The organism is Croceicoccus hydrothermalis (assembly GCF_022378335.1).
Taxonomy (GTDB): Bacteria; Pseudomonadota; Alphaproteobacteria; order Sphingomonadales; family Sphingomonadaceae; genus Croceicoccus; species Croceicoccus hydrothermalis.
Map to the genome: position 1 here is coordinate 14,334 of NZ_JAIQCI010000009.1, position 19,987 is coordinate 34,320.

General features: G+C 63.9%; 18 protein-coding genes and 1 pseudogene. 7 read left to right on the top strand and 12 right to left on the bottom strand.

Annotated features, from left to right (window positions below):
• Positions 1-238: 238 nt before the first annotated feature.
• The 6 genes from K4G67_RS08215 to K4G67_RS08240 form a co-directional block, all read right to left on the bottom strand.
• A complete protein-coding gene (locus K4G67_RS08215; protein ID WP_239805906.1) occupies positions 239-1,048 on the bottom strand; it encodes a DUF1206 domain-containing protein in 810 nt (269 codons plus the stop codon).
• Between the two features lie 107 nt (positions 1,049-1,155).
• Positions 1,156-2,256, bottom strand: a complete 1,101-nt coding sequence (gene ychF, locus K4G67_RS08220; RefSeq protein ID WP_239805907.1) for a redox-regulated ATPase YchF — start codon at positions 2,254-2,256, stop codon at positions 1,156-1,158.
• Positions 2,257-2,353: 97 nt separating this feature from the next.
• A complete protein-coding gene (pth, locus tag K4G67_RS08225) occupies positions 2,354-2,923 on the bottom strand; it encodes an aminoacyl-tRNA hydrolase (RefSeq protein WP_239805908.1) in 570 nt (189 codons plus the stop codon).
• A gap of 93 nt (positions 2,924-3,016) precedes the next feature.
• Positions 3,017-3,712 carry a 50S ribosomal protein L25/general stress protein Ctc gene (locus tag K4G67_RS08230; protein WP_239805909.1) on the bottom strand — a complete coding sequence of 232 codons (696 nt, stop codon included), beginning with the start codon at positions 3,710-3,712 and terminating at the stop codon, positions 3,017-3,019.
• A 142-nt stretch (positions 3,713-3,854) separates the two neighbouring features.
• Positions 3,855-4,748: a TraB/GumN family protein gene (locus tag K4G67_RS08235; protein ID WP_239805910.1), complete on the bottom strand. Its 894-nt coding sequence runs from the start codon at positions 4,746-4,748 to the stop codon at positions 3,855-3,857.
• A complete protein-coding gene (locus tag K4G67_RS08240; RefSeq protein ID WP_239805911.1) occupies positions 4,745-5,683 on the bottom strand; it encodes a TraB/GumN family protein in 939 nt (312 codons plus the stop codon). Before K4G67_RS08240 ends, K4G67_RS08235 begins: the two co-directional genes overlap by 4 nt.
• A 150-nt stretch (positions 5,684-5,833) precedes the next feature.
• Here K4G67_RS08240 and K4G67_RS08245 point away from each other — a divergent pair, with 150 nt between their 5' ends.
• The 3 genes from K4G67_RS08245 (at position 5,834) to ppdK (ending at position 11,597) form a co-directional block, all read left to right on the top strand.
• Positions 5,834-6,742, top strand: a complete 909-nt coding sequence (locus tag K4G67_RS08245; protein ID WP_239805912.1) for a glycine--tRNA ligase subunit alpha — start codon at positions 5,834-5,836, stop codon at positions 6,740-6,742.
• Positions 6,739-8,841, top strand: a complete 2,103-nt coding sequence (glyS, locus tag K4G67_RS08250; RefSeq protein WP_239805913.1) for a glycine--tRNA ligase subunit beta — start codon at positions 6,739-6,741, stop codon at positions 8,839-8,841. The genes K4G67_RS08245 and glyS overlap by 4 nt, the downstream gene beginning before the upstream one ends.
• Positions 8,842-8,933: 92 nt before the next feature.
• Entirely contained in the window at positions 8,934-11,597 is a 2,664-nt protein-coding gene (ppdK, locus tag K4G67_RS08255; protein WP_239805914.1) for a pyruvate, phosphate dikinase, read from the top strand.
• Between the two features lies 1 nt (position 11,598).
• Here ppdK and K4G67_RS08260 read toward each other — a convergent pair whose 3' ends face one another.
• Positions 11,599-12,516, bottom strand: a complete 918-nt coding sequence (locus K4G67_RS08260; RefSeq protein WP_338026412.1) for a methyltransferase domain-containing protein — start codon at positions 12,514-12,516, stop codon at positions 11,599-11,601.
• On the opposite strand from K4G67_RS08260, the gene K4G67_RS08265 reads away from it, so the two are divergent.
• Positions 12,485-13,234: a ComF family protein gene (locus K4G67_RS08265; protein WP_239805915.1), complete on the top strand. Its 750-nt coding sequence runs from the start codon at positions 12,485-12,487 to the stop codon at positions 13,232-13,234. The two genes, K4G67_RS08260 and K4G67_RS08265, sit on opposite strands and share 32 nt — an antisense overlap.
• 304 nt (positions 13,235-13,538) lie before the next feature.
• Positions 13,539-13,901 carry a phosphoribosyl-AMP cyclohydrolase gene (gene hisI, locus K4G67_RS08270; RefSeq protein ID WP_239805916.1) on the top strand — a complete coding sequence of 121 codons (363 nt, stop codon included), beginning with the start codon at positions 13,539-13,541 and terminating at the stop codon, positions 13,899-13,901.
• A gap of 15 nt (positions 13,902-13,916) precedes the next feature.
• On the opposite strand, the pseudogene cysK reads toward hisI, so the two are convergent.
• From cysK to K4G67_RS08285, 3 genes and pseudogenes are all read right to left on the bottom strand, one after another.
• Positions 13,917-14,840 (bottom strand): annotated as a pseudogene (cysK, locus tag K4G67_RS08275) (cysteine synthase A).
• 27 nt (positions 14,841-14,867) lie between these two features.
• Positions 14,868-16,151, bottom strand: a complete 1,284-nt coding sequence (locus tag K4G67_RS08280; protein ID WP_239805917.1) for an MFS transporter — start codon at positions 16,149-16,151, stop codon at positions 14,868-14,870.
• Positions 16,151-16,837 carry a carbonic anhydrase gene (locus K4G67_RS08285; RefSeq protein ID WP_239805918.1) on the bottom strand — a complete coding sequence of 229 codons (687 nt, stop codon included), beginning with the start codon at positions 16,835-16,837 and terminating at the stop codon, positions 16,151-16,153. The genes K4G67_RS08280 and K4G67_RS08285 overlap by 1 nt, the downstream gene beginning before the upstream one ends.
• A 59-nt stretch (positions 16,838-16,896) precedes the next feature.
• On the opposite strand from K4G67_RS08285, the gene lipA reads away from it, so the two are divergent.
• Together lipA and K4G67_RS08295 are read left to right on the top strand one after the other, a co-directional pair.
• Positions 16,897-17,871, top strand: coding sequence for a lipoyl synthase (lipA, locus tag K4G67_RS08290; protein ID WP_239805919.1), 975 nt, complete (start codon positions 16,897-16,899; stop codon positions 17,869-17,871).
• A 7-nt stretch (positions 17,872-17,878) separates the two neighbouring features.
• The gene (locus K4G67_RS08295) at positions 17,879-18,340 is read left to right on the top strand and encodes a type II toxin-antitoxin system RatA family toxin (protein WP_239805920.1); all 462 of its coding nucleotides are present in this window, start codon (positions 17,879-17,881) and stop codon (positions 18,338-18,340) included.
• Here the strand turns inward: K4G67_RS08295 and K4G67_RS08300 are convergent.
• Entirely contained in the window at positions 18,301-18,801 is a 501-nt protein-coding gene (locus K4G67_RS08300) for a CinA family protein (protein WP_239805921.1), read from the bottom strand. The genes K4G67_RS08295 and K4G67_RS08300 overlap by 40 nt on opposite strands.
• Positions 18,802-18,813: 12 nt before the next feature.
• Positions 18,814-19,983 (bottom strand): bifunctional 2-C-methyl-D-erythritol 4-phosphate cytidylyltransferase/2-C-methyl-D-erythritol 2,4-cyclodiphosphate synthase, encoded by a 1,170-nt coding sequence (locus K4G67_RS08305; RefSeq protein WP_239805922.1) that lies wholly within the window; start codon positions 19,981-19,983, stop codon positions 18,814-18,816.
• Positions 19,984-19,987: the final 4 nt, after the last annotated feature.

The window sequence follows — 19,987 nt, forward strand, 5'->3', positions numbered from 1 at the left end:
ATAGCATCGCGGTGCTGCTACGCGTTTTGAAGGTTTTCGTCACCTGGTGCACCGGGTTTCGGGGGTAGGGGGGACAAAGACCGGCGTAGATCGTCGCGGCCTTCTCCACGACGCGAAAGTCTTCGAACCAGAGCATCGTATTGGGTGAGGACGCCCGCGTTCAAAGTTCCCTTCGCCATGCCGCCCCACGCTCGCCGATCGGCAGGCATGGGGCGTCACATCGCAGGATCGCGTCAGATCAGAGGCGGTAGGCCGGCTTCAGCCCGTCGGGGCCAAGGTCGGGGACCACGCGATAACGCGCCATCACGAGGCTGAACACGCCGAAAAGCAGCAAGCCGATCGCCACCAGCGTAAACCAGATGCCGTCATCACGAAGCGATGCAACCGCGCCGCCCAGCGATTTTACCTGCGAAGAGCTGTCCAGCCAAGCCGACTGCACCAGCGACCAGCCGATGACGACAAACACCACGGCCCGCGCGGCATAGCCCGCATGGCCGAGATATTTCGTGAAATCGGGCGCCCGGCCCGAAATGCGGTTCATGAAATCGCCGGTGATCGCTTTCTTGCCCTGCATGACGCCGGCGATCAGGAAGCCGAGCCCCACGATGCCGATGATCGCCGGGCCGAAACCCATCGACAGGACGGTGCCGGTCGCCTGTTCGGCGCCGCTGGCTCCGCCCGACGACTGCTTGTCACCCTGCGCGAATTGGAACGCGGTATAGGCGAGCACGAGATGCGCGATACCGCTCGCGCCGTGCCCGACACGGTGGGCGATGCCCTTCTTGTCGCTGCCGTAATGTTCGATGTCGAACAACGGGCTGCACAGCCGGTACAGCGCATAGCCCAGGAGGCCCAGCGCACACAGATACAGGATCGGCGTGCCGAGCGGAATATCCTGCAGATAGTCGAACGCACCGCTCGCGCCATCGTCGGCCTGGCCCTGTCCGGTGGTGGACAGGAACAGATAGCCGATGAGAATATAGACCACGCCCCGCGCGGCAAAGCCGAGGCGCACGAGCCAGCGGAATTTTTCGGACTTGTCTACCATTGTCAGTTCCCCTTCTGATGGTGTGACAACGGTGGTGGCCCGAAATGGTGCCCGCTGGCCAATCCGATGTTAATTAAACTGTGGAAGCAATTGATTTTCCGGATGGTTCATACGTTGAACTTGAACAGCATCACGTCGCCGTCATTGACGATATATTCCTTGCCTTCCTGCCGCAGCTTGCCCGCCTCGCGCGCCGCGCTTTCACCGCCCAGCGTCACGTAATCGTCGTAGGCGATGGTTTCGGCCCGGATGAAGCCGCGCTCGAAATCGGTGTGGATCTCGCCGGCGGCCTGCGGTGCCTTTGCCCCCTTGGCCACGGTCCATGCCCGCGTTTCCTTCGGCCCGGCGGTAAAGAACGTCTGCAGGCCGAGCAGCTGGTATCCTGCGCGAATCACGCGGGCGAGCCCCGTTTCCTCCAGCCCCAGCTCGGCGAGATATTCGGCGCGTTCCTCGCCATTCATGCCGACAAGCTCCGCCTCGATCGCGGCGGAGACGACGACGGCCTGCGCGCCCTCGGCCTCGGCCTTGGCGAACACTTTTTCCGCCATCGCATTGCCGGTCGCGGCCTCGTCCTCGGCCACGTTGCAGACGTAGAGCACGGGTTTGGCGGTCAGCAATTGCGCTTGGCCGAAGACGCGCGCCTCTTCCTCGTCCTTCGGTTCGGTAAGGCGGGCGGGCTTCCCTTCGCGCAGGAGTTCGAGCGCCTGTCCCAGCACGCTGGCCGCGATCTTCATCTCCTTGTCACCGGTCTTCGCACGCTTTTCGGCGGCGGGCACTCGCTTTTCCAGGCTTTCGAGATCGGCCATCAGCAATTCGGTCTCGACCACCTCAGCATCGGCGAGCGGATCGACCTTGTTGGCGACATGCTGAATATCGTCATCCTCGAAACAGCGCAGCACGTGCACGATCGCGTCCACCTCGCGAATATTGCCGAGGAACTGATTGCCCAGCCCTTCGCCCTTGGACGCGCCCTTTACCAGACCGGCGATGTCGACGAAGGCAAGCTGCGTCGGGATGGTCTTGGCCGACCCCGCGATACCCGCAATCTTGTCGAGCCGTTCATCGGGCACGCCGACCTGTCCGACATTGGGTTCGATGGTGCAGAACGGATAGTTCGCCGCCTGCGCCGCCTGCGTTTCGGTCAGCGCGTTGAAAAGGGTCGATTTGCCCACATTGGGAAGGCCGACGATGCCGCAACGAAAACCCATCGAAAACTCCGGTCAAGAATTGAGCCGCGCCCATAGCCGGATCGGCGGGACATGGCCAGAAAACAGATATTGCGGCCGATACCGCGTTCTTGATGCCTCAGCCGTTCAGCCGCATCGCGACGTCATTCATGAACCGCTCGCCATCGCCCCTGGCCAGCCATTCCGCCTCCGCCGCGACCGCGCCGAGCATCGCGGCAAGATCGTCCATCTCCACCTTGGCATAATTGCCGAGGACATGGCCGGTAACCCGGTCTTTCGATCCCGGATGGCCGATGCCGAGCCGCACACGGGTGAATTCGCGGCCCATATGGCTGTCGATACTGCGCAGCCCGTTATGCCCCGCCGTGCCGCCGCCCTGCTTCACCTTCACGCGCATGGGGTCGAGGTCGAGTTCGTCGTGAAAGACGGTGAGCGCGTCGATCTCCAGCTTGTAGAAGCGCATCGCTTCGGCAACCGAACGCCCGCTCTCGTTCATATAGGTCGCGGGTTTAAGCAGCAGGATACGATGCGCGCCGATACGGCCTTCCTGCAACCAGCCGGAAAACTTCTTCTGCACCGGGCCGAAGCCATGCATGTCGGCAATCGTGTCAAGCGCCATGAAACCGACATTGTGCCGGTTCAGCGCGTATTTCGCGCCCGGATTGCCAAGACCTGTCCATAATTGCATGGCGTTTTCCTATCCCAGCCGCGGCCAAAAGCAAAACGCCGGCCTTGCGCATGGCACGGCCGGCGTTTCGTCTCGCCAGAAAGCAAGAACGCGTCAGGCGCTCTTTTCTTGCTGTTCCTTGGCGGCATCGTCGTCCGGGCCCTGCTCGGTCGCGGCGGTTTCGCCCGCTTCCATGCCGGCACCCGTCTGATCCGAACCCTCTTCACCATCGGCCTTCTTGAGAGCCGAGGGCGCGACGACGGTCGCGATGGTGAAGTCGCGGTCGGTGATCGCGCTTTCCGAACCCTTGGGCAGGTTCACGTGGCTGATGTGGATCGAATCGCCGATTTCGAGACCGGTCACGTCGATCTCGATCTGGTCGGGGATATGGTCGGCGTCGCAGACCAGTTCCAGCTCGTGACGCACGACGTTAAGCACGCCGCCACGCTTGAGCCCGGGGGCCGCTTCCTCGTTCACGAACACGACGGGCACGTTCACGTCGACCTTCGCATCCTTGGCAAGGCGGAAGAAATCGACATGGGTCGGCGTATCGCGAACCGGGTGAAGGGCGACGTCCTTGGGCAGGGTGCGCAGCTTCTTGCCGTCGAGTTCGACCATCACGATCGAATTCATGAAATGGCCGGTGTCCAGCAGTTTCACCAGCGCACGTTCCTCGACGTGGATGGGCTGCGGTTCTTCCTTGCCACCGTAGATGACGGCGGGAACGCGACCTTCGCGGCGCAGGGCACGGGAGGCTCCCTTGCCTGCCCGTTCGCGCTTTTCGGCCGCCAGGGTAAGCTGATCGCTCATAATCCTAGACCTTTGTATAAAGCTTGTTAGTTCAACTCGCGCGGCACGCGCCTCCAGGGATGACCATGTGCCGATGCGAAGGCGGGCGCGTAGCGGCTCAGCGCGCCGAATGCAAGCGCCGCGCGCCGAACAGGCCGCCCTTTCAATCGGCGCGCACGACCCGCCACCCGCGCGTGCGCAGCATCGCGATCAACCCGTCGTCTCCGCCCATGTGCCCTGCGCCCACCGCGACCAGCGGCCTGCGCCCATTGGACAACAGCGGCTCGATCTGCGCAATCCAGCGGCGATTCCGATTGACCAGCAAGGCCGTCCGCAGGTCCGGATCGGCGGCAAGGCCCTGCTCCAGCATGCGGGTGAGCGTGGCCGCGTCGCCGCGCATCCATGCATCGAGCATCGCGCCGTCATCCTCGGGCGTCTCCCAAATGCTCCGCAAAAGGGCGAGCTGCGCATCCTCGTCCAGACGGTCGAAGATCGCAAGCTGTTCGCCCGCGGTTTCGAGCCCGGCGACCGGACGCCCGCCGAACGCGTCGAGCAGCTCGCGATCGGTGCCCGCGCCGCTGTCGTTGCCGGCCTGCCGCGACAATGCGGACGATACGGCGAGCGCCGCCGCCCATGTTTCGACATCCCGAAAGGCGCCCGGCTCGATATCCGCCCGTTCATAAAGCGCGGCGAGGGCAGGGCGGTCGCGCGCAGGGATCCGGCGGGACAGCGGGGGCAGACCCTCTGTCCGCCCGAGCGCCGCCATGGCGCCCGCGATCGCCGCCGTATCGTCGAGCGCGCGCACCTCGACCACCAGCATGCCCGCATCCTCGATGACGCGGTTCAGCCCTTCGCGGCGCCAGTCCACATTGGCGGGCAGGGCGTGAACCGTTCCGAACAGCCAGCCCGCCGTCCGCCCTCCTGCATCCTCCATCCGCCAGAGCGCAGGGTCGGCCTCAACCCGCGGTCCCCCACAGGCCGCGAGCATGCCAGACAGAACGCACAGCAACACCGCATACAGACACGCCGCCCAGCGCCGCGTTAAGGCGATCGTCAATACGCGATCCGTTCGACGGTGAACCCGCGCTTCGCCAATGCGTCCTGCACGCTGTTCTCACCCGCAAGATGGCCCGCGCCCACTGCGATTAACACGGTACCGGGCCGGTCCATGCGCGCGTCGATCTGCCGAGCCCAATCGGCATTGCGGCGGTCGAGCAGCAGCGTCTTCACCTGCGGATCGTCCTCGAACCCTTCGTTGAGCAGCGCGGCGGTATCGACGATGTCGCCCATCGCCCATGCGCGCTCCATCCGTTTCATCTCGGCGGCCATCGTATCGGGCGCGTCGATCGTCGCCATCAGAAACGCAATCTGCGCATCGGGCGACATGCTTTCGAAAAAGCCGATCTGCTGGCGGAATGTTTCGAGCCCCGATACCGGCTTGCCATTTTCCTCGGCCGCGCGGGTCAGCACCTGTTCCGCACCCGAGGCAGGCGAATAGCCCAGCTTCTGACCGTAGCCGACGGTCATCATCGTGGCGGCGAACCATGGTTTCATCCGGTCGATCGCGGCCATCGGCACGCCAATACCCTCGGCCGCGGCGGAAAGCTTCTCGCGCTGCTCCGGATCGAGCATTGCCGAAAGCGTCTGATCTTCGGGCAGCATCGCCGAGGCGCCGACGACCTGCGCGGCCTCGGTCTCGTCAGGCTGCACGATTTCTATCATGAGTTCGTCACTGTTCGCGAAGGCGTCGGCGACCGGCCCGGCGAACCATTGAAGGTCGGGCTTTATCGCATGCATCGTCCCGAACAGGTAGATGGTCGTATCCTCGTCCGACAATTTCCACAGGGCCGGCGTGGCGTTCTGACGATCGAGCGTGGCCGCCTCTGCCGCCACGCTTGGCGCAGGGGCGACACCGGGTTCGGCGGGCGCGGTCGCGCAGCCGGCAAGCAGCGGCGGCAGTATCGCGACCAGCGGGCGGAGGAAACGTGGCATTCGCATGATAGGTGATCCCGTTTTGAAAAGCGGCGCCCCCTCGACCCCGCCTCCGTCCGATCAGATTGCCGGTGCGCGCGTTAAATTCAAGGGGTGGACCGGTCCGAAATTGTTGACGCTGCGGGACCGCTTCGCCATTGCGGCGGCACCATGAAAACGCCCGAACGAGACCCCAAGACCAGCTTTCAGGACATGATCCTCACGCTCCACGATTACTGGAGCGCGAATGGCTGCCTGATCCTGCAACCCTATGACATGCGGATGGGGGCGGGCACGTTCCACACCGCCACCACGCTGCGCGCCCTTGGGCCGGAGCCGTGGAACGCCGCTTTCGTACAGCCGTGCCGCCGCCCGACCGATGGGCGCTACGGCGAAAATCCCAATCGTTTGCAGCATTATTACCAGTATCAGGTGATCCTCAAACCCAGCCCCGCCAATTTGCAGGAGCTGTATCTGGAAAGCCTGCGCGCGATTGGCATCGACCCGCTCAAACACGATATCCGCTTCGTCGAGGATGACTGGGAAAGCCCGACACTCGGCGCTTGGGGGCTGGGCTGGGAAGTGTGGTGCGACGGGATGGAGGTGACGCAGTTCACCTATTTTCAGCAGATGGGCGGCTATGACTGCAAACCCGTGGCGGGTGAGCTGACCTACGGGCTCGAACGGCTGGCCATGTATATTCAGGGGGTCGATAATGTCTACGACCTCGGTTTCGACGGGCGCGGCACGACCTATGGCGATGTGTTCCTCGATAACGAGCGGCAGATGTCGACCTGGAATTTCGAGGTCGCCGATACGGATGCGCTGTTCGATCTGTTTCGCAAGGCGGTGGCAGAATGCCGCAATTGCCTCGACGCGAAACTCCCCATTCCCGCCTATGAACAGGCGATCGAGGCGAGCCATATCTTCAACCTGTTGCAGGCCCGCGGCGTGATCAGCGTGCAGGAACGCGCAAGCTACATGGCGCAGGTCCGCGATCTCGCCCGCGGTTCGTGTGAGGCGCATATGGAAAAGAACGCCGCCCGATGGGCCGAAGCCTATCCGGAGTGGAGCGCATGAGCGATTTCCTGCTTGAACTCAGGTGCGAGGAAATTCCCGCGCGGATGCAGGCCGGCGCCCGCCGCGATCTGGAACGGCTGTTTCGTGCCGAAATGGACGGTGCCGGGGTATCGCATGGCGCGGTGACCGTGTGGTCGACGCCGCGGCGCCTCGCCTTGATCGCGCGGGACTTGCCGATCGAAACGCAAGGCATTTCCGAAGAGGCGAAGGGCCCGCCCGAAGGCGCGCCCGATGCCGCCATCGACGGGTTCTGCCGCAAGAACGGCGTGTCGCGCGACGACCTGCAACTGCGCGAGGTGAAGGGCCGCAAGATCTGGTTCGCGGTGCGCGATATTCCGGGCCGGGCGGTAAGCGATGTGCTGGCCGAGGCGATCCCGGCGATCGTGCGCGCATTTCCCTGGCTCAAATCCATGCGCTGGGGCATGGCGTCGCTTTCCACCGAAAGCCTGCGCTGGGTCCGGCCGCTTTCGGGCATTGTCGCCATTCTGGGCGAAGATCTGGTGCCGTGCGACGTCGAAGGCATCGCCAGCGGTTTTGCCACCATGGGCCACCGATTTCATCATGACGGGCCCATCACCATCGGCGGCGCGGACGATTATGCGGGCAAGCTTCGCGCATGCCATGTCATCGTCGACCACGAGGAACGCGAGGCGATCATCCGCGAACGCGCGCAGCAAGCCGCGTCCGACGCCGGTCTCACGCTGGTCGAGGACGAGGGGCTGGTCGTCGAGAATGCCGGGCTGACCGAATGGCCGGTGCCTTTGCTCGGCAGGTTCGACGCCGAATTCCTCAGGGTGCCGCCAGAGGTCATTCAGCTGACCGCCCGCACGAATCAGAAATATTTCGTGTGCGAGGAGGGCGGCACGCTCGCCAACGCCTTCGTTTGCACCGCGAATATCGAGGCGGCGGACAATGGCGCCGCGATCACCGACGGCAATCGCAAGGTTCTGGCCGCACGGCTGTCGGACGCGCGCTTCTTCTGGGATCAGGACCGGAAAAAGACGCTTGGCGACCATGCCGAAGGGGTGGCCCGCATCACCTTTCACGAAAAACTCGGCACCGTCGCCGACAAGGTTGAACGGGTCGCATCGCTCGCTCGCTGGCTCGTCACCGAGAAGATCGTGAAGAATGCCGACCCTGACGAGGCGGAGCAGGCCGCGCGGCTGGCAAAGGCCGATCTCGTCACCGAAATGGTCGGGGAATTTCCTGAGTTACAAGGACTTATGGGTGGTTATTACGCCCGCGCTGAAGGTTTGAACGACCGCGTCGCCGACGCCATCCGCGATCATTACAAACCAGTGGGGCAGGGGGACGAGGTACCCACGGCGCCGGTGACAGTGGCGGTCGCGCTGGCCGATAAGCTGGACAATCTGCGCAGCTTTTTCGAGATCGACGAAAAGCCGACGGGTTCAAAGGATCCTTTTGCGCTGCGCCGTGCCGCGCTTGGCGTCGTTCGGATCGTGACGGAAAACGGGCTTCGGTTCGGTATCGCGTCTGGCGATCTGCTCGATTTCTTTGCCGACCGGCTCAAGGTACAGCAGCGTGAGGCCGGCGTTCGTCATGATCTGATCGATGCGGTATTCTCTCTTGGGAACGAAGACGACCTTGTGCGACTTCTATCCCGTGTGAACGCATTGCAAACCTATATGAGCAGCGAGGACGGGCAAAACCTGCTCGCCGCCTACAAGCGCGCCGCGAACATCCTCAAGAAGGAAGGTTTCGAGGCTCCTGAAAACCGTACCGCACGAACGGGGGAGGAAGATCCGCTCGCGCTGGTCGACGACCCCGACCTTGGCCCGATCGTAGCCGAACGCGCCCGCGAAAAGCAGGAGCCGTCCTATGAGCGCGAGCCGGCGGAAAAGGCGCTTGCCGATGCTCTCGACACGTCCGAACCGCAGGCCGAATCCGCCATCGCACATGAGGATTTCCAAAGCGCGATGGATGCGCTGGCCTCGTTGCGGGCGCCGATCGATGCGTTCTTCGACAGCGTGACCGTGAACGACGATGATCCGGTAAAGCGGAACGCACGCCTGACCCTTCTGGACAGGTTTCGTGCTGCGGTGCACAAGGTTGCAGACTTTTCCCGCATCGAGGGTTAAGACCGCTCAAGGGTCACTTCTATGCGATTGTTATATGCACGACGCGGAACTCTTCGCGGATGCGGCACGATTATCCGGGGGGCACAGACGTTATGACGCAATATGTTTACACATTCGGCGGCGGGGCCGTTTCCGACGATCCGCGCGCGCGGGACAAGACGATCACCGGCGGCAAGGGTGCGAATCTCGCGGAGATGGCGTCCATCGGTCTGCCGGTTCCGCCGGGCTTCACCATCACGACCGAGATGTGCGTGAAATATCTGGCCGAGGGTGCGAATTTTTCCGATGAATTGCGCGCCAGCGTCTCAGATGCGCTGCGCCATATCGAACAGACGGTCGGCAAATCCTTCGGCGACGCGCAGGATCCGCTGCTCGTTTCGGTACGGTCGGGCGCCCGCGTTTCGATGCCGGGGATGATGGACACGGTTCTCAATCTCGGCCTTAACGACGAAACGGTTGCGGGGCTGGCTACGATTTCGGGTGACGAGCGTTTCGCCTGGGACAGCTACCGCCGGTTTATCCAGATGTACTGCGACGTGGTGCTCGGTCTCGACCACGGCCTGTTCGAGGAAGCCCTCGAAATCGCGAAGGAAGACAAGGGCTTCCTCAACGATATTGACATGACGGCTGAAGATTGGAAGGCGCTCGTCTCCCAATACAAGGCGATCGCGGAACGTGAGCTGGGCCGGCCGTTCCCGATGGATGTGCACGAACAATTGTGGGGTGCGATTGCCGCGGTCTTCGGCAGCTGGGATGCGGAGCGGGCCAAGATCTACCGCCGGATCAATGGCATATCGTCCGAATGGGGCACCGCGGTCAACGTACAGGCCATGGTGTTCGGCAACATGGGCGACACCAGTGCGACAGGCGTTGCCTTCACCCGCGATCCGGCAACCGGCGTGCGCAATTATTACGGCGAATGGCTCGTCAACGCGCAGGGCGAGGATGTGGTCGCCGGCATTCGTACGCCGCAATATCTGACCAGATCGGCGCGCGAGAGTGCGGGTGCGACGCTTCCATCGATGGAGGAGGCGATGCCCGATGCCTATGCCGAGCTGGAACGTGTGTTCGCTCTGCTCGAAAACCACTATCGCGACATGCAGGACATCGAATTCACGGTGCAGCAGGGCAAGCTGTGGATGTTGCAGACGCGCACGGGCAAGCGAACCGCGCGCGCCGCGTTGAAGATGGCGGTCGACATGGTGAACGAAGGGCTGATCGATCAGTCCGATGCCGTGCGCCGGATCGACCCCATGGCACTCGATCAGCTTTTGCACCCCACGCTCGACCCGGACGCAGAGCGTGACGTGCTGACTACCGGGCTTCCCGCATCGCCGGGGGCGGCGTCGGGCAAGGTGGTTTTCGACGCCGACACGGCGGAAACGATGGCGAACCGCGGCGAGGATGTCGTGCTCGTCCGCGTCGAAACCAGCCCGGAAGACATTCACGGGATGCACGCGGCCAAGGGTATCCTGACCGCGCGTGGCGGGATGACCAGCCACGCCGCCGTCGTGGCGCGCGGCATGGGCCGCCCGTGCGTATCGGGCGCATCGGCACTGTCCATCGACCGGCAGACGAAGATCGCCCGCATCAACGGCGAGGAATTGAAGGAAGGCGACATCATCACGCTCGACGGGGCGAACGGGCAGGTGATGAAGGGCGCGGTCCCGACGATCGAGCCGGAGCTGGTCGGCGATTTCGCGACCTTGATGGAATGGGCCGACACGATGCGCCGCATGAAGGTGCGCGCCAATGCCGAAACGCCCGAAGATTGCCGCATGGCGCGGCAATTCGGCGCCGAGGGCATCGGCCTTTGCCGGACCGAGCACATGTTCTTCGACGCCGAGAGGATCAGCCTCGTGCGGCAGATGATCCTGGCCGAGGACGAGGGCGGACGGCGCAAGGCGCTCGACCAGCTGCTTCCCGAACAGCGCAGCGATTTCGTGTCGATCTTTACCGAGATGGCGGGCCTGCCGGTGACGATCCGCCTGCTCGATCCGCCGCTTCACGAATTCCTGCCCACGCGGGATGAGGAATTCGACGATCTGGCGAATGCGACGGGTTACGGTGCCGATCATCTCAAACGCCGCGCGGGCGAACTGCACGAGGCGAACCCGATGCTCGGACATCGCGGTTGCAGGCTGGGCATTACGTTTCCTGAAATCTACGAAATGCAGGTCCGCGCCATATTCGAGGCTGCGCTTACCGTCGCGAAGGATAGCGGTGAAGCGCCGTTGCCCGAAATCATGATCCCGCTGGTCGCGACGCGGCGCGAATTGCAGATCCTGAAAACGCTGACCGACCGTGTGGCCAAGACCGTGTTCGAGGAAAAGGGACAGACCATCGCCTATCTCGTGGGCACGATGATCGAATTGCCGCGCGCCGCCCTGATGGCTGGCGAAATCGCGAAGGAGGGCGAATTCTTTTCCTTCGGCACCAACGATCTGACGCAGACGACGCTGGGCGTGTCGCGGGACGATGCCTCGCGTTTCCTCGGCCCCTACGTCGACCGGGGCATTTACCCACGCGATCCTTTCGTCAGTCTCGACATCGAAGGGGTGGGGCAACTCGTCGAACTCGCCGCCGAACGCGGGCGGGCGGAGCGCGCCGGTATCAAGCTCGGCATTTGCGGCGAGCATGGCGGCGACCCTGCCTCCATCGCGTTCTGCGAAAAGCAGCGGCTCGATTACGTATCGGCCTCGCCCTATCGCGTGCCGATTGCCCGGCTCGCCGCTGCGCAGGCGGCGCTGGGCTGACCTATTGCGGAATGGGGGAGTGCGGCCCGGCCTGCGGCGCCGCGCTCCATCCGCTCAGCGTCACGATCTCGAACCGTTCGCGGACCAGACCGCTATCGTCGGCTTGTCCGGCAAACGCATCGCGAGCGCGCAGCAGGGCCGCCTTTCCAAGCGGTGGCCCCGCATTGCGCAGGACATTGCCCGCCGCCTGCGCCCGCAGATCGCCGACAAGTTGTTCGAGCGAATCGAATGCAACCTCGAAATGCCAGCCATCGACCACCGGGCTTTCGAAACCGAGCCGGTTCATCAATCGCCCCGCTGCCCTTACGTCCACCTGGGGATGAATGCGCGGAGCCGGCCGGTCGGCATCGGCTGCGGCCATGGCGTTGCGCAAGGCGGGCAGGCTTCCTGCGCCGAGAAAGCTTGCGATCATCAGGCCGCCCGCATTCAACGCCCGCCGCATCAGGATCAACGCGCCGGGCAGATCGTTCACCGTATCGAGCAGCCCGAGCGACACGATGAGGTCATAGGGCCCACCGGGGAGGGGGCGTTCCTCGTCAAGATGCACGTCGGCGAGACCCGGTGCGGGATCTGCGCGCGTGACCTGCGTTCCTTGTGCGGCAAGATCGTCCGAAAGGCGGTTCGTCGTGTCACCGATGACGAGAGCTTTGCCGAAATCGCCGCGAACGAAACCGATCCTGTCGATCGCATCGTTCGCCGTTTCGCGCGCGATCGCCTGTGCAACCGGGCCATGGTGGCGAAGCCGTGCCATGCGTTGACGGGCAGCGATACGCCGCGATGGCGCGAAGATGCGGGGTGGGGCATTGTCGGTCATGGGCGCGTCCTGCCCGCTGGCGGCGTTTCTGACAAGCTTGCCCAATGGCTTGGCGGCGGGCAGGATGACACGCATGTCGCTCCACCAGATCATCGCCCCGATCATCGATTTTGCCTATCCGCCGCGTTGCCCGGCGTGCGGCGATCCGGTCGACAGCGGCGGGTTCGGGGAGGTCGATGCGCTTTGCCCGGACTGTTTCGCGAAGGTGGATCGGCCCGGCTCGCCCGCCTGCGCAACATGCCAATATCCGTTTTCGGAGAACGCGCTCGGCACCGATGCGCAATGCGCCGAATGCCTGCTCAACCCGCCCGAACATGACGGGATGACCGCCGCTACCTTTTACGGCCCTGTTTCAAAGGATCTGGTTCTCTCGCTCAAATACGGGGGGCGGATGGCGATTGCCGACATGCTCGGCCGGCAGATCGCGGCGCGTCTGCCCGAATTTTCGAGCGATACGATCATCGTGCCGGTGCCGCTGCACCGCTGGCGCCTGTGGCAACGCGGTTATAATCAGGCTGCGCTTCTCGGCCGTGCGATCGCGCGCGCCAGAACGCTGCCGCTCGTGCCCGATGCGCTGGAACGGGTGCGGCGCACGACGCCGCTTGGCGGGATGGGCGCGGCACAGCGCCGGGCCATGATCGCAGGCTCGATACGTATGAACCCGCGTCATGCGTCATTGCTTGCGAATCGTGCCGTGATCCTGGTCGACGACGTGTTCACCACCGGCGCGACGACCGGGGAATGCGTCAGGGTATTGAAAGCCGGAGGAGCCAAATCGGTGCATGTCGCCTGTTACGCGCGGACACGATCGAGAGACGACTGAATCACGAAAAACGCCCGGAACCGAAAAGGCTCCGGGCGTTTACGTGACGATGATCTCGCTTCGGCTTCGAGGGATCGTATCCCGAGCCTGTCACAAGATCTTCACCCTGGCAGGTCCCCCCGAACCTGCCATTTTCCCTGAACCCGCCAAAGCGGACTGGCTCCCTCAAGCCGCGATCATCTTGTGTGCTTGCAACACATTTGAAAAGGGGGCAGGCGCAACGGCACAGGAATATGAGTCTTCACTGTGGCTGTCACGCAACAGTTCACCAAACCTATCAAAAGCCATAAAGCCGGAGCGCACCATGCCGACGATCGAAACGACCACGCAATTCGAACCGCGCTTCAATGCCGATGGTCTGATCACCGCGGTGTGCGTCGATGCGGGAGACAATACCGTGTTGATGGTGGCGCATATGAATGCGGATGCGCTGCGGCTGACGCGGGAGACGGGATTTGCGCATTTCTGGTCGCGTTCGCGCAAATCCTTGTGGAAGAAGGGCGAAACCTCCGGCCATACGCTTCGTCTTGTCGACATGCTCGTCGATTGCGATCAGGATTGCGTGGTGCTGCGCGTCGACGCGGCGGGGCCGGCATGCCACACGAATGCGCGAAGCTGTTTTTACCGCCGGGTCACCGACGACGGGTTGCAACCCGTCGCGGTGTGAATCGGGCCGCGAGGCTTATTCCTCGGTCGGCAGGAAGTCGGGGACCGAGAGGTAACGCTCGCCTGTGTCGTAGTTGAAACCCAGAACGCGCGTGCCGGCATCCATCTCGGGCAGCTTCTTTGCAATGGCGGCAAGCGTGGCCCCCGAACTCAGCCCGACGAGCAAGCCTTCGACACTGGCGCATTGGCGTGCCATGTCCTTTGCCGTGTCCGCGTCCACCTGGATGGCGCCATCGATGGCGCGGATGTGCAGATTGTTCGGGATGAAGCCGGCGCCGATCCCCTGCAACGGGTGGGGACCGGGCTGTCCGCCCGAAATGACGGGGGAAAGCGCGGGTTCGACGGCATAGGCTTTCATTTTCGGCCAATGCTTCTTCAACTCTTCGGCACATCCGGTGATATGTCCGCCCGTCCCGACGCCGGTAATCATCGCGTCGATCGGCGTATCGGCAAAATCGGTCAGGATTTCCTGCGACGTGGTGCGCACGTGAACGTCGACATTGGCGGGATTGTCGAACTGCTGCGGCATCCATGCACCATCGGTTTGCTCCACCAGTTCGCGGGCGCGTTCGATGGCGCCCTTCATGCCGCCTTCCTTCGCGGTGAGGTCGAAACTCGCCCCGTAGGCCAGCATCAGACGCCGCCGTTCGACCGACATCGATTCCGGCATGACGAGCACCAGCTTGTAACCCTTGACCGCCGCGACCATCGCAAGTCCGACGCCGGTATTGCCCGATGTCGGCTCGATAATGGTGCCGCCCGGTTTCAACGTGCCCTCGGCCTCTGCCGCCTCCACCATGGCGAGTGCGATGCGATCCTTTATCGACCCGCCGGGGTTGGCGCGTTCGGATTTTACCCAGACCTCGTGATCGGGGAAAAGCCGCTACAGGCGGATATGCGGGGTGTTGCCGATGGTTTCGAGGACGCTGTTGGCCTTCATGGCGGCTCCTTTCAGGATGGGACGATTTTATTCGCGATATGCGGGGGCAAAGGTCCGCGCGTTCTTTAGTTCCGGGAAAGCCATCGCCCAGATCAGCGTGACGAGCACCGCGCCCGCCCCGCCGAAGATCACAGCCCCCGTCGCACCGAGAAGCGCGGCGGCAATGCCCGACTGCAATTCGCCCAACTCGTTCGAGGCCGAAATCGCAAGACCGGAAATGGACGAGACCCGCCCGCGCATGGCGTCGGGGGTGTTGAGCTGGACGAGCGAGCTGCGCACGAAGACCGAGATCATGTCCGCCGCACCCAGCCCGACCAGCAGGACGAGGCTGAACGCGAGAGAGCGGCTGAACCCGAAGATCGCGGTGGCAAGGCCGTAGGCGCCCACGGCCCAGAGCATCTTGACCCCGACGTTCCGCTCCATCGGCCTGACCGAAAGCCAGAGCGCGACGATCCCGGCCCCGACCGCGGGTGCCGCGCGCATCCAGCCCAGCCCCTCCGGCCCGACACGCAGAATATCGCGCGCGAACACGGGCAAAAGCGCCGTCACCCCGCCCAGCAATACCGCGAAGAGGTCGAGCGAAATCGCACCCAGTAGAAACCGGTCGTTCCAGACGAAGCGCAACCCGTCGCGCACCTGACGCCAGGGGTGGACGGTCCGGTCGATATCCGGCTTTCGAAGCGGCTTGATCATCAGGACGAGGCTCGCGCCCAGCGCCAGAAGCCCCACTGACACGATATAGGGGAGGGTGGGGAATATGGCATAGAGCAGCCCGCCCGCCGCCGGGCCAAGCACGGACGCGAATTGCCACGCGATCGAATTCATCGCGATGGCGCGCGGTATCATGGCCGCCGGCACGATATTGGGCGCCAGCGAATTGAGCGCCGGCCCCAGGAATATGCGCGCCACCCCGTGCAGCGCAGCAAGCGCGAACAATAGCGGCAGCGAAAGGATATCGAACCACGTCGCCAGCCCGAGCCCGGCGGCGACCAGCATGTCGATTCCCATCGACAAGGCTGCGACCCGGCGCCGGTCGAACCGGTCCGCCGCAAGGCCCGCCACGGGCGTGAGCACGAACAGCGGCACGAATTGCACCAGGCCCAGAATGCCAAGTTGAAACGCCGCGACGGACCGGCTCATCCCGTAATCGGACCGGGCGACGTCGTACACCTGCCAGCCGAGGACGACCACCATCGACAAGGTGGCGATCACGCCGGAAAACCGGCAGATCCAGAAAAGCCGGTAATCGCGAATCTGATAGGGGTGACGCGGCGCTGGCGCCGTGCCGTCACCCGCCGCTTTTTCGGGCATCAGAAGCTGGGTTTGAATTCGTCGCTATCTTCGTCGAGCCAGTGCAGGATGCCGTCCGATATGGCAAAGAACGCCCCGCGCAGGCGCAGGCGCGGCTTGCCGTCGCGAATGTCGCCCTCACGCTCCTGCACGAACGGGAACGTGCGCAGATTGGCGAGGCTGACGCGCACGCCGGCCAATTCCATTTCCCGCTCCGCCGCGCGGCCCTCGGTGCCGCAACGGGCGGCAACGTCGTCGCGTGCTTCGTCGAGGAGTTGGATCCAGTCGGCGACAAAGCCGCCCTGACCGGGTTCGGCACCGCGCATCGACTGGCTGAGGGCTGCCTTGCAGCCACCGCACATGCCATGGCCCATGACGACGATCTCCTCGACCTCCAGCACCTGCACCGCAAATTCCAGGGCGGCCGATACGCCGTGCTGTCCCGGCGTCGTTTCGAACGGCGGGACCATCGCGGCGACATTGCGCACGACGAAGATTTCGCCGGGGTCGACATCGAACACCTGCGCCGGGTCGACCCGGCTGTCGGAGCATGCGATGATCATAACCTTGGGCGACTGCCCCTCGCTCAACGTGCGCCAGCGTTCGTGCTGCGGATGCCAGTTCTTTTCGCGGAACCGGCGATACCCTTCGTTGAGATGGGCCAGCGCGTCGGACGGCGCGTTCGATCGGGGGTTTGATTCGGTCATGCCATTAGCTTTGCCGTGTAGCATTGCGCGTGGCAAGCGGGACGACTATGTCGACGGTCATGGACGACACCGCAACACAATCCGACCTTTCGCCGCAGCAGCTCGAACGCCGGCGCAAGCCCGACTGGATCCGGGTGAAGGCGCCCACGAGCAAGGGCTATGCCGAAACGCGCAAGCTGATGCGCGATCTCAAGCTCAATACCGTGTGCGAGGAAGCGGCCTGTCCGAACATCGGCGAATGCTGGACGAAGAAACACGCCACCGTGATGATTCTCGGCGATGTGTGCACGCGGGCGTGTGCGTTCTGTAACGTGAAGACCGGCATGCCGCGCATGGTCGATGCGAACGAGCCGCAGCATACCGCCGATGCCGCCGCCGCGCTCGGCCTCGAACATATCGTCATCACTTCGGTCGATCGTGACGATCTGCCCGATGGCGGCGCGGGGCAGTTCGTGAAGGTGATCGAGGCGCTGCGCAAGACCGCGCCCGACACCACGATCGAAATCCTGACCCCCGATTTCCGCGGCAAGATGAAAGCCGCGATCGCCGCCATCGTCGAGGCGGGCCCGGACGTGTTCAATCACAATCTTGAAACCGTGCCGCGGCTTTACCCCACGATCCGGCCCGGTGCGCGCTATTACAATTCGCTTCGCCTGCTGGAGGAGGTGAAGACCCGCAATCCTTCGGTCTTCACAAAGTCCGGCATCATGCTCGGGCTGGGCGAGGAACGGCTCGAGGTGCATCAGGTCATGGACGACATGCGCAGCGCCGACATCGACTTCCTCACCATGGGTCAATATCTGCAACCGACGCCAAAACATGCGAAGGTCGTCGATTTCGTCAAGCCGCAGCAGTTCGACGCATTGGGCGCGATCGCGCGGGCGAAAGGCTTCCTGCAGGTCGCGTCGAGCCCGTTGACGCGGTCGAGCTATCACGCAGGCGACGATTTTGCCGAAATGCGCGCCGCGCGCGAGGCGAAGCTGGCCAAAGCGGCGACGACACCCGCAAAAATTCCGGGACGCAAGGCACGCTGAACGACCGATGCCCAGTATTCGTGAATCCAGAGAGCTGCCGTACAGCGCCGACCGCATGTTCGCGCTGGTGGCGGATGTGAAAAGCTATCCGCAATTCCTGCCGTGGGTGGTGGCGACGCGGGTGCGATCCGACGACGGTACGGTCATGATCGCGGACATGATGGTCGGGTTCAAGGCGCTGCGCGAAAAGTTCACCTCGCGCGTGACGCGCAATGCGCCGCACGACATCAAGGTCGAATATATCGAGGGGCCGCTCCACCATCTCGAGAACCTGTGGCATTTCGAGCCGACCGGCCCCGATAGCTGCCGCATCGATTTCTGTGTGGATTTCGCGTTCAAGAATCCGATTTTCGAGGCGCTCGCCGGCACATATCTCGATCGCGCGTTTCGCAAGATGGTCGGCGCGTTCGAAAAGCGCGCCGAAGAGCTTTACGGCAGCAGCAGTTCGAGCGCGCACAGCGTCGCCTGATGACGGACGTCGGCACGGGTCCGGCAATCGAAACGTTTCAGCTCCGCCGTCGGTTTGTCGTTCGCCTGCCCCCGGATCGCGCGGGCGAAGACAACCGTGCCGACCGGCTTGCGTTCGGTTCCGCCTTCCGGCCCGGCAATGCCCGTTATCGACACCGCGACATCTGCGCGCGACGCCGCTAGCGCCCCCTGCGCCATGGACCATGCAACGGCCACCGATACCGCGCCGAAGGTTTCGATAAGGTCGCTCGGCACCTGTAGCTGCTCCATCTTCGATTCGTTCGAATAGGTGATGAAGCCGCGTTCGAGCACCTTGCTCGACCCCGCAATCTCGGTCAGCGCGGCACCGACTAGCCCGCCGGTGCAACTCTCCGCGAGCGCAACGGTCCGGCCGATGCGGATGTTTTCCTCCACCACCCGGCGGGCAAGCTCGGTAATGTCGGGGGAAAGCATGCTATCCATCGTATCGTCCTTTCAGCAGCGCGTCACAAGAACGCTGGCCTGTGCCGCGATACCTTCGCCGCGCCCTGTGAAACCCAGCCGTTCGGTCGTCGTGGCCTTCACCGATATGACACCGATCTCCACGCCGACAAGCTCGGCAAGGCGGGCGCGCATCGCATCGCAGTGGGGCCCGATCTTCGGTCGTTCGCAGATAATGGTCACATCCGCATTCGCAAGGCGATAGCCACATTCCCGCGCCAGCCCGACCGCGTGGGTCAGGAACCGGTGCGAGGCGGCGCCGCGCCATTGCGGGTCCGTGGGCGGAAAATGCTGTCCGATATCACCGGCCGCCGCCGCGCCCAGAATCGCATCGGTGAGCGCGTGGAGCGCGACATCGGCATCGCTGTGCCCGGACAGTGCGCGATCATGGCGCACATGCACCCCGCATAGCCAGATGCCGTCGCCCGGAACCAGCCTGTGCACGTCATATCCGCTTCCCATGCGAAAGGCGGGTGCGGCATCGGCCGGTCGGTTCATGTTCGCCTCTGTAAAATCTTCACGCCAGGTCAGCTTGCGCAGGCGCGGATCTCCGGCGACCAGCGCGACGCGGCCGCCTGCCTGCGCCAGCACCTCCGCATCGTCGCCCGCAACCGCCCCGCCGGTCCAGCGCCGGTGCGCGGCAAGGATTGCATCAAAATGAAAGGCCTGAGGCGTCTGCACCCGGCGCAGGGATTCGCGGTCGAGCATGGCGCCGCGCATGTCGCCCTCGGTGCTGATCATGCTGTCCGCCACGGGCAGCACCGGAATGGCCCCCGCCGCATCGTCGAGCGCTCCAAGAAGCCGCGTCACGACTTCGCCCGGCAGATCGGGGCGGGCCGCATCGTGGATGAGCACCCAACGCGGCGCAAGCTCGCACAGCAATTCGAGACCGGCACGCACCGACTCCTGCCGCGTGCGCCCGCCAGTGGCGAAAAGCAGGCCGTCGCACGCACCGATCGCGACGCGCGCGGTCGGTTCCTCGCCCTCGGGGATGACGACGACGATCGGATCGGCGCTCGCCGCCCGCATCCGCGTGACGGCAAGGCCGAGCATCGTCGTCCCGCCCATGGCCGCATATTGCTTCGCCACTGGAAGGCCCGCTCGCGTTCCGGTCCCGCCGGCGACGATGACGGCGGCATATGTTCGCTGTTCTTCGCTGCGCATGGCA

Coding starts and splice junctions, on each gene's coding strand:
- K4G67_RS08260 (WP_338026412.1), bottom strand. CDS start 12,516: ATGATCGGGGCGATGATCTGGTGGAGCGACATGCGTGTCATCCTGCCC.
- ychF (WP_239805907.1), bottom strand. CDS start 2,256: ATGGGTTTTCGTTGCGGCATCGTCGGCCTTCCCAATGTGGGCAAATCG.
- lipA (WP_239805919.1), top strand. CDS start 16,897: ATGGACGACACCGCAACACAATCCGACCTTTCGCCGCAGCAGCTCGAA.
- K4G67_RS08295 (WP_239805920.1), top strand. CDS start 17,879: ATGCCCAGTATTCGTGAATCCAGAGAGCTGCCGTACAGCGCCGACCGC.
- K4G67_RS08280 (WP_239805917.1), bottom strand. CDS start 16,151: ATGCCCGAAAAAGCGGCGGGTGACGGCACGGCGCCAGCGCCGCGTCAC.
- hisI (WP_239805916.1), top strand. CDS start 13,539: ATGCCGACGATCGAAACGACCACGCAATTCGAACCGCGCTTCAATGCC.
- ppdK (WP_239805914.1), top strand. CDS start 8,934: ATGACGCAATATGTTTACACATTCGGCGGCGGGGCCGTTTCCGACGAT.
- K4G67_RS08285 (WP_239805918.1), bottom strand. CDS start 16,837: ATGACCGAATCAAACCCCCGATCGAACGCGCCGTCCGACGCGCTGGCC.
- K4G67_RS08240 (WP_239805911.1), bottom strand. CDS start 5,683: ATGCCACGTTTCCTCCGCCCGCTGGTCGCGATACTGCCGCCGCTGCTT.
- K4G67_RS08230 (WP_239805909.1), bottom strand. CDS start 3,712: ATGAGCGATCAGCTTACCCTGGCGGCCGAAAAGCGCGAACGGGCAGGC.
- K4G67_RS08245 (WP_239805912.1), top strand. CDS start 5,834: ATGAAAACGCCCGAACGAGACCCCAAGACCAGCTTTCAGGACATGATC.
- pth (WP_239805908.1), bottom strand. CDS start 2,923: ATGCAATTATGGACAGGTCTTGGCAATCCGGGCGCGAAATACGCGCTG.
- K4G67_RS08305 (WP_239805922.1), bottom strand. CDS start 19,983: ATGCGCAGCGAAGAACAGCGAACATATGCCGCCGTCATCGTCGCCGGC.
- K4G67_RS08265 (WP_239805915.1), top strand. CDS start 12,485: ATGTCGCTCCACCAGATCATCGCCCCGATCATCGATTTTGCCTATCCG.
- glyS (WP_239805913.1), top strand. CDS start 6,739: ATGAGCGATTTCCTGCTTGAACTCAGGTGCGAGGAAATTCCCGCGCGG.
- K4G67_RS08300 (WP_239805921.1), bottom strand. CDS start 18,801: ATGGATAGCATGCTTTCCCCCGACATTACCGAGCTTGCCCGCCGGGTG.
- K4G67_RS08215 (WP_239805906.1), bottom strand. CDS start 1,048: ATGGTAGACAAGTCCGAAAAATTCCGCTGGCTCGTGCGCCTCGGCTTT.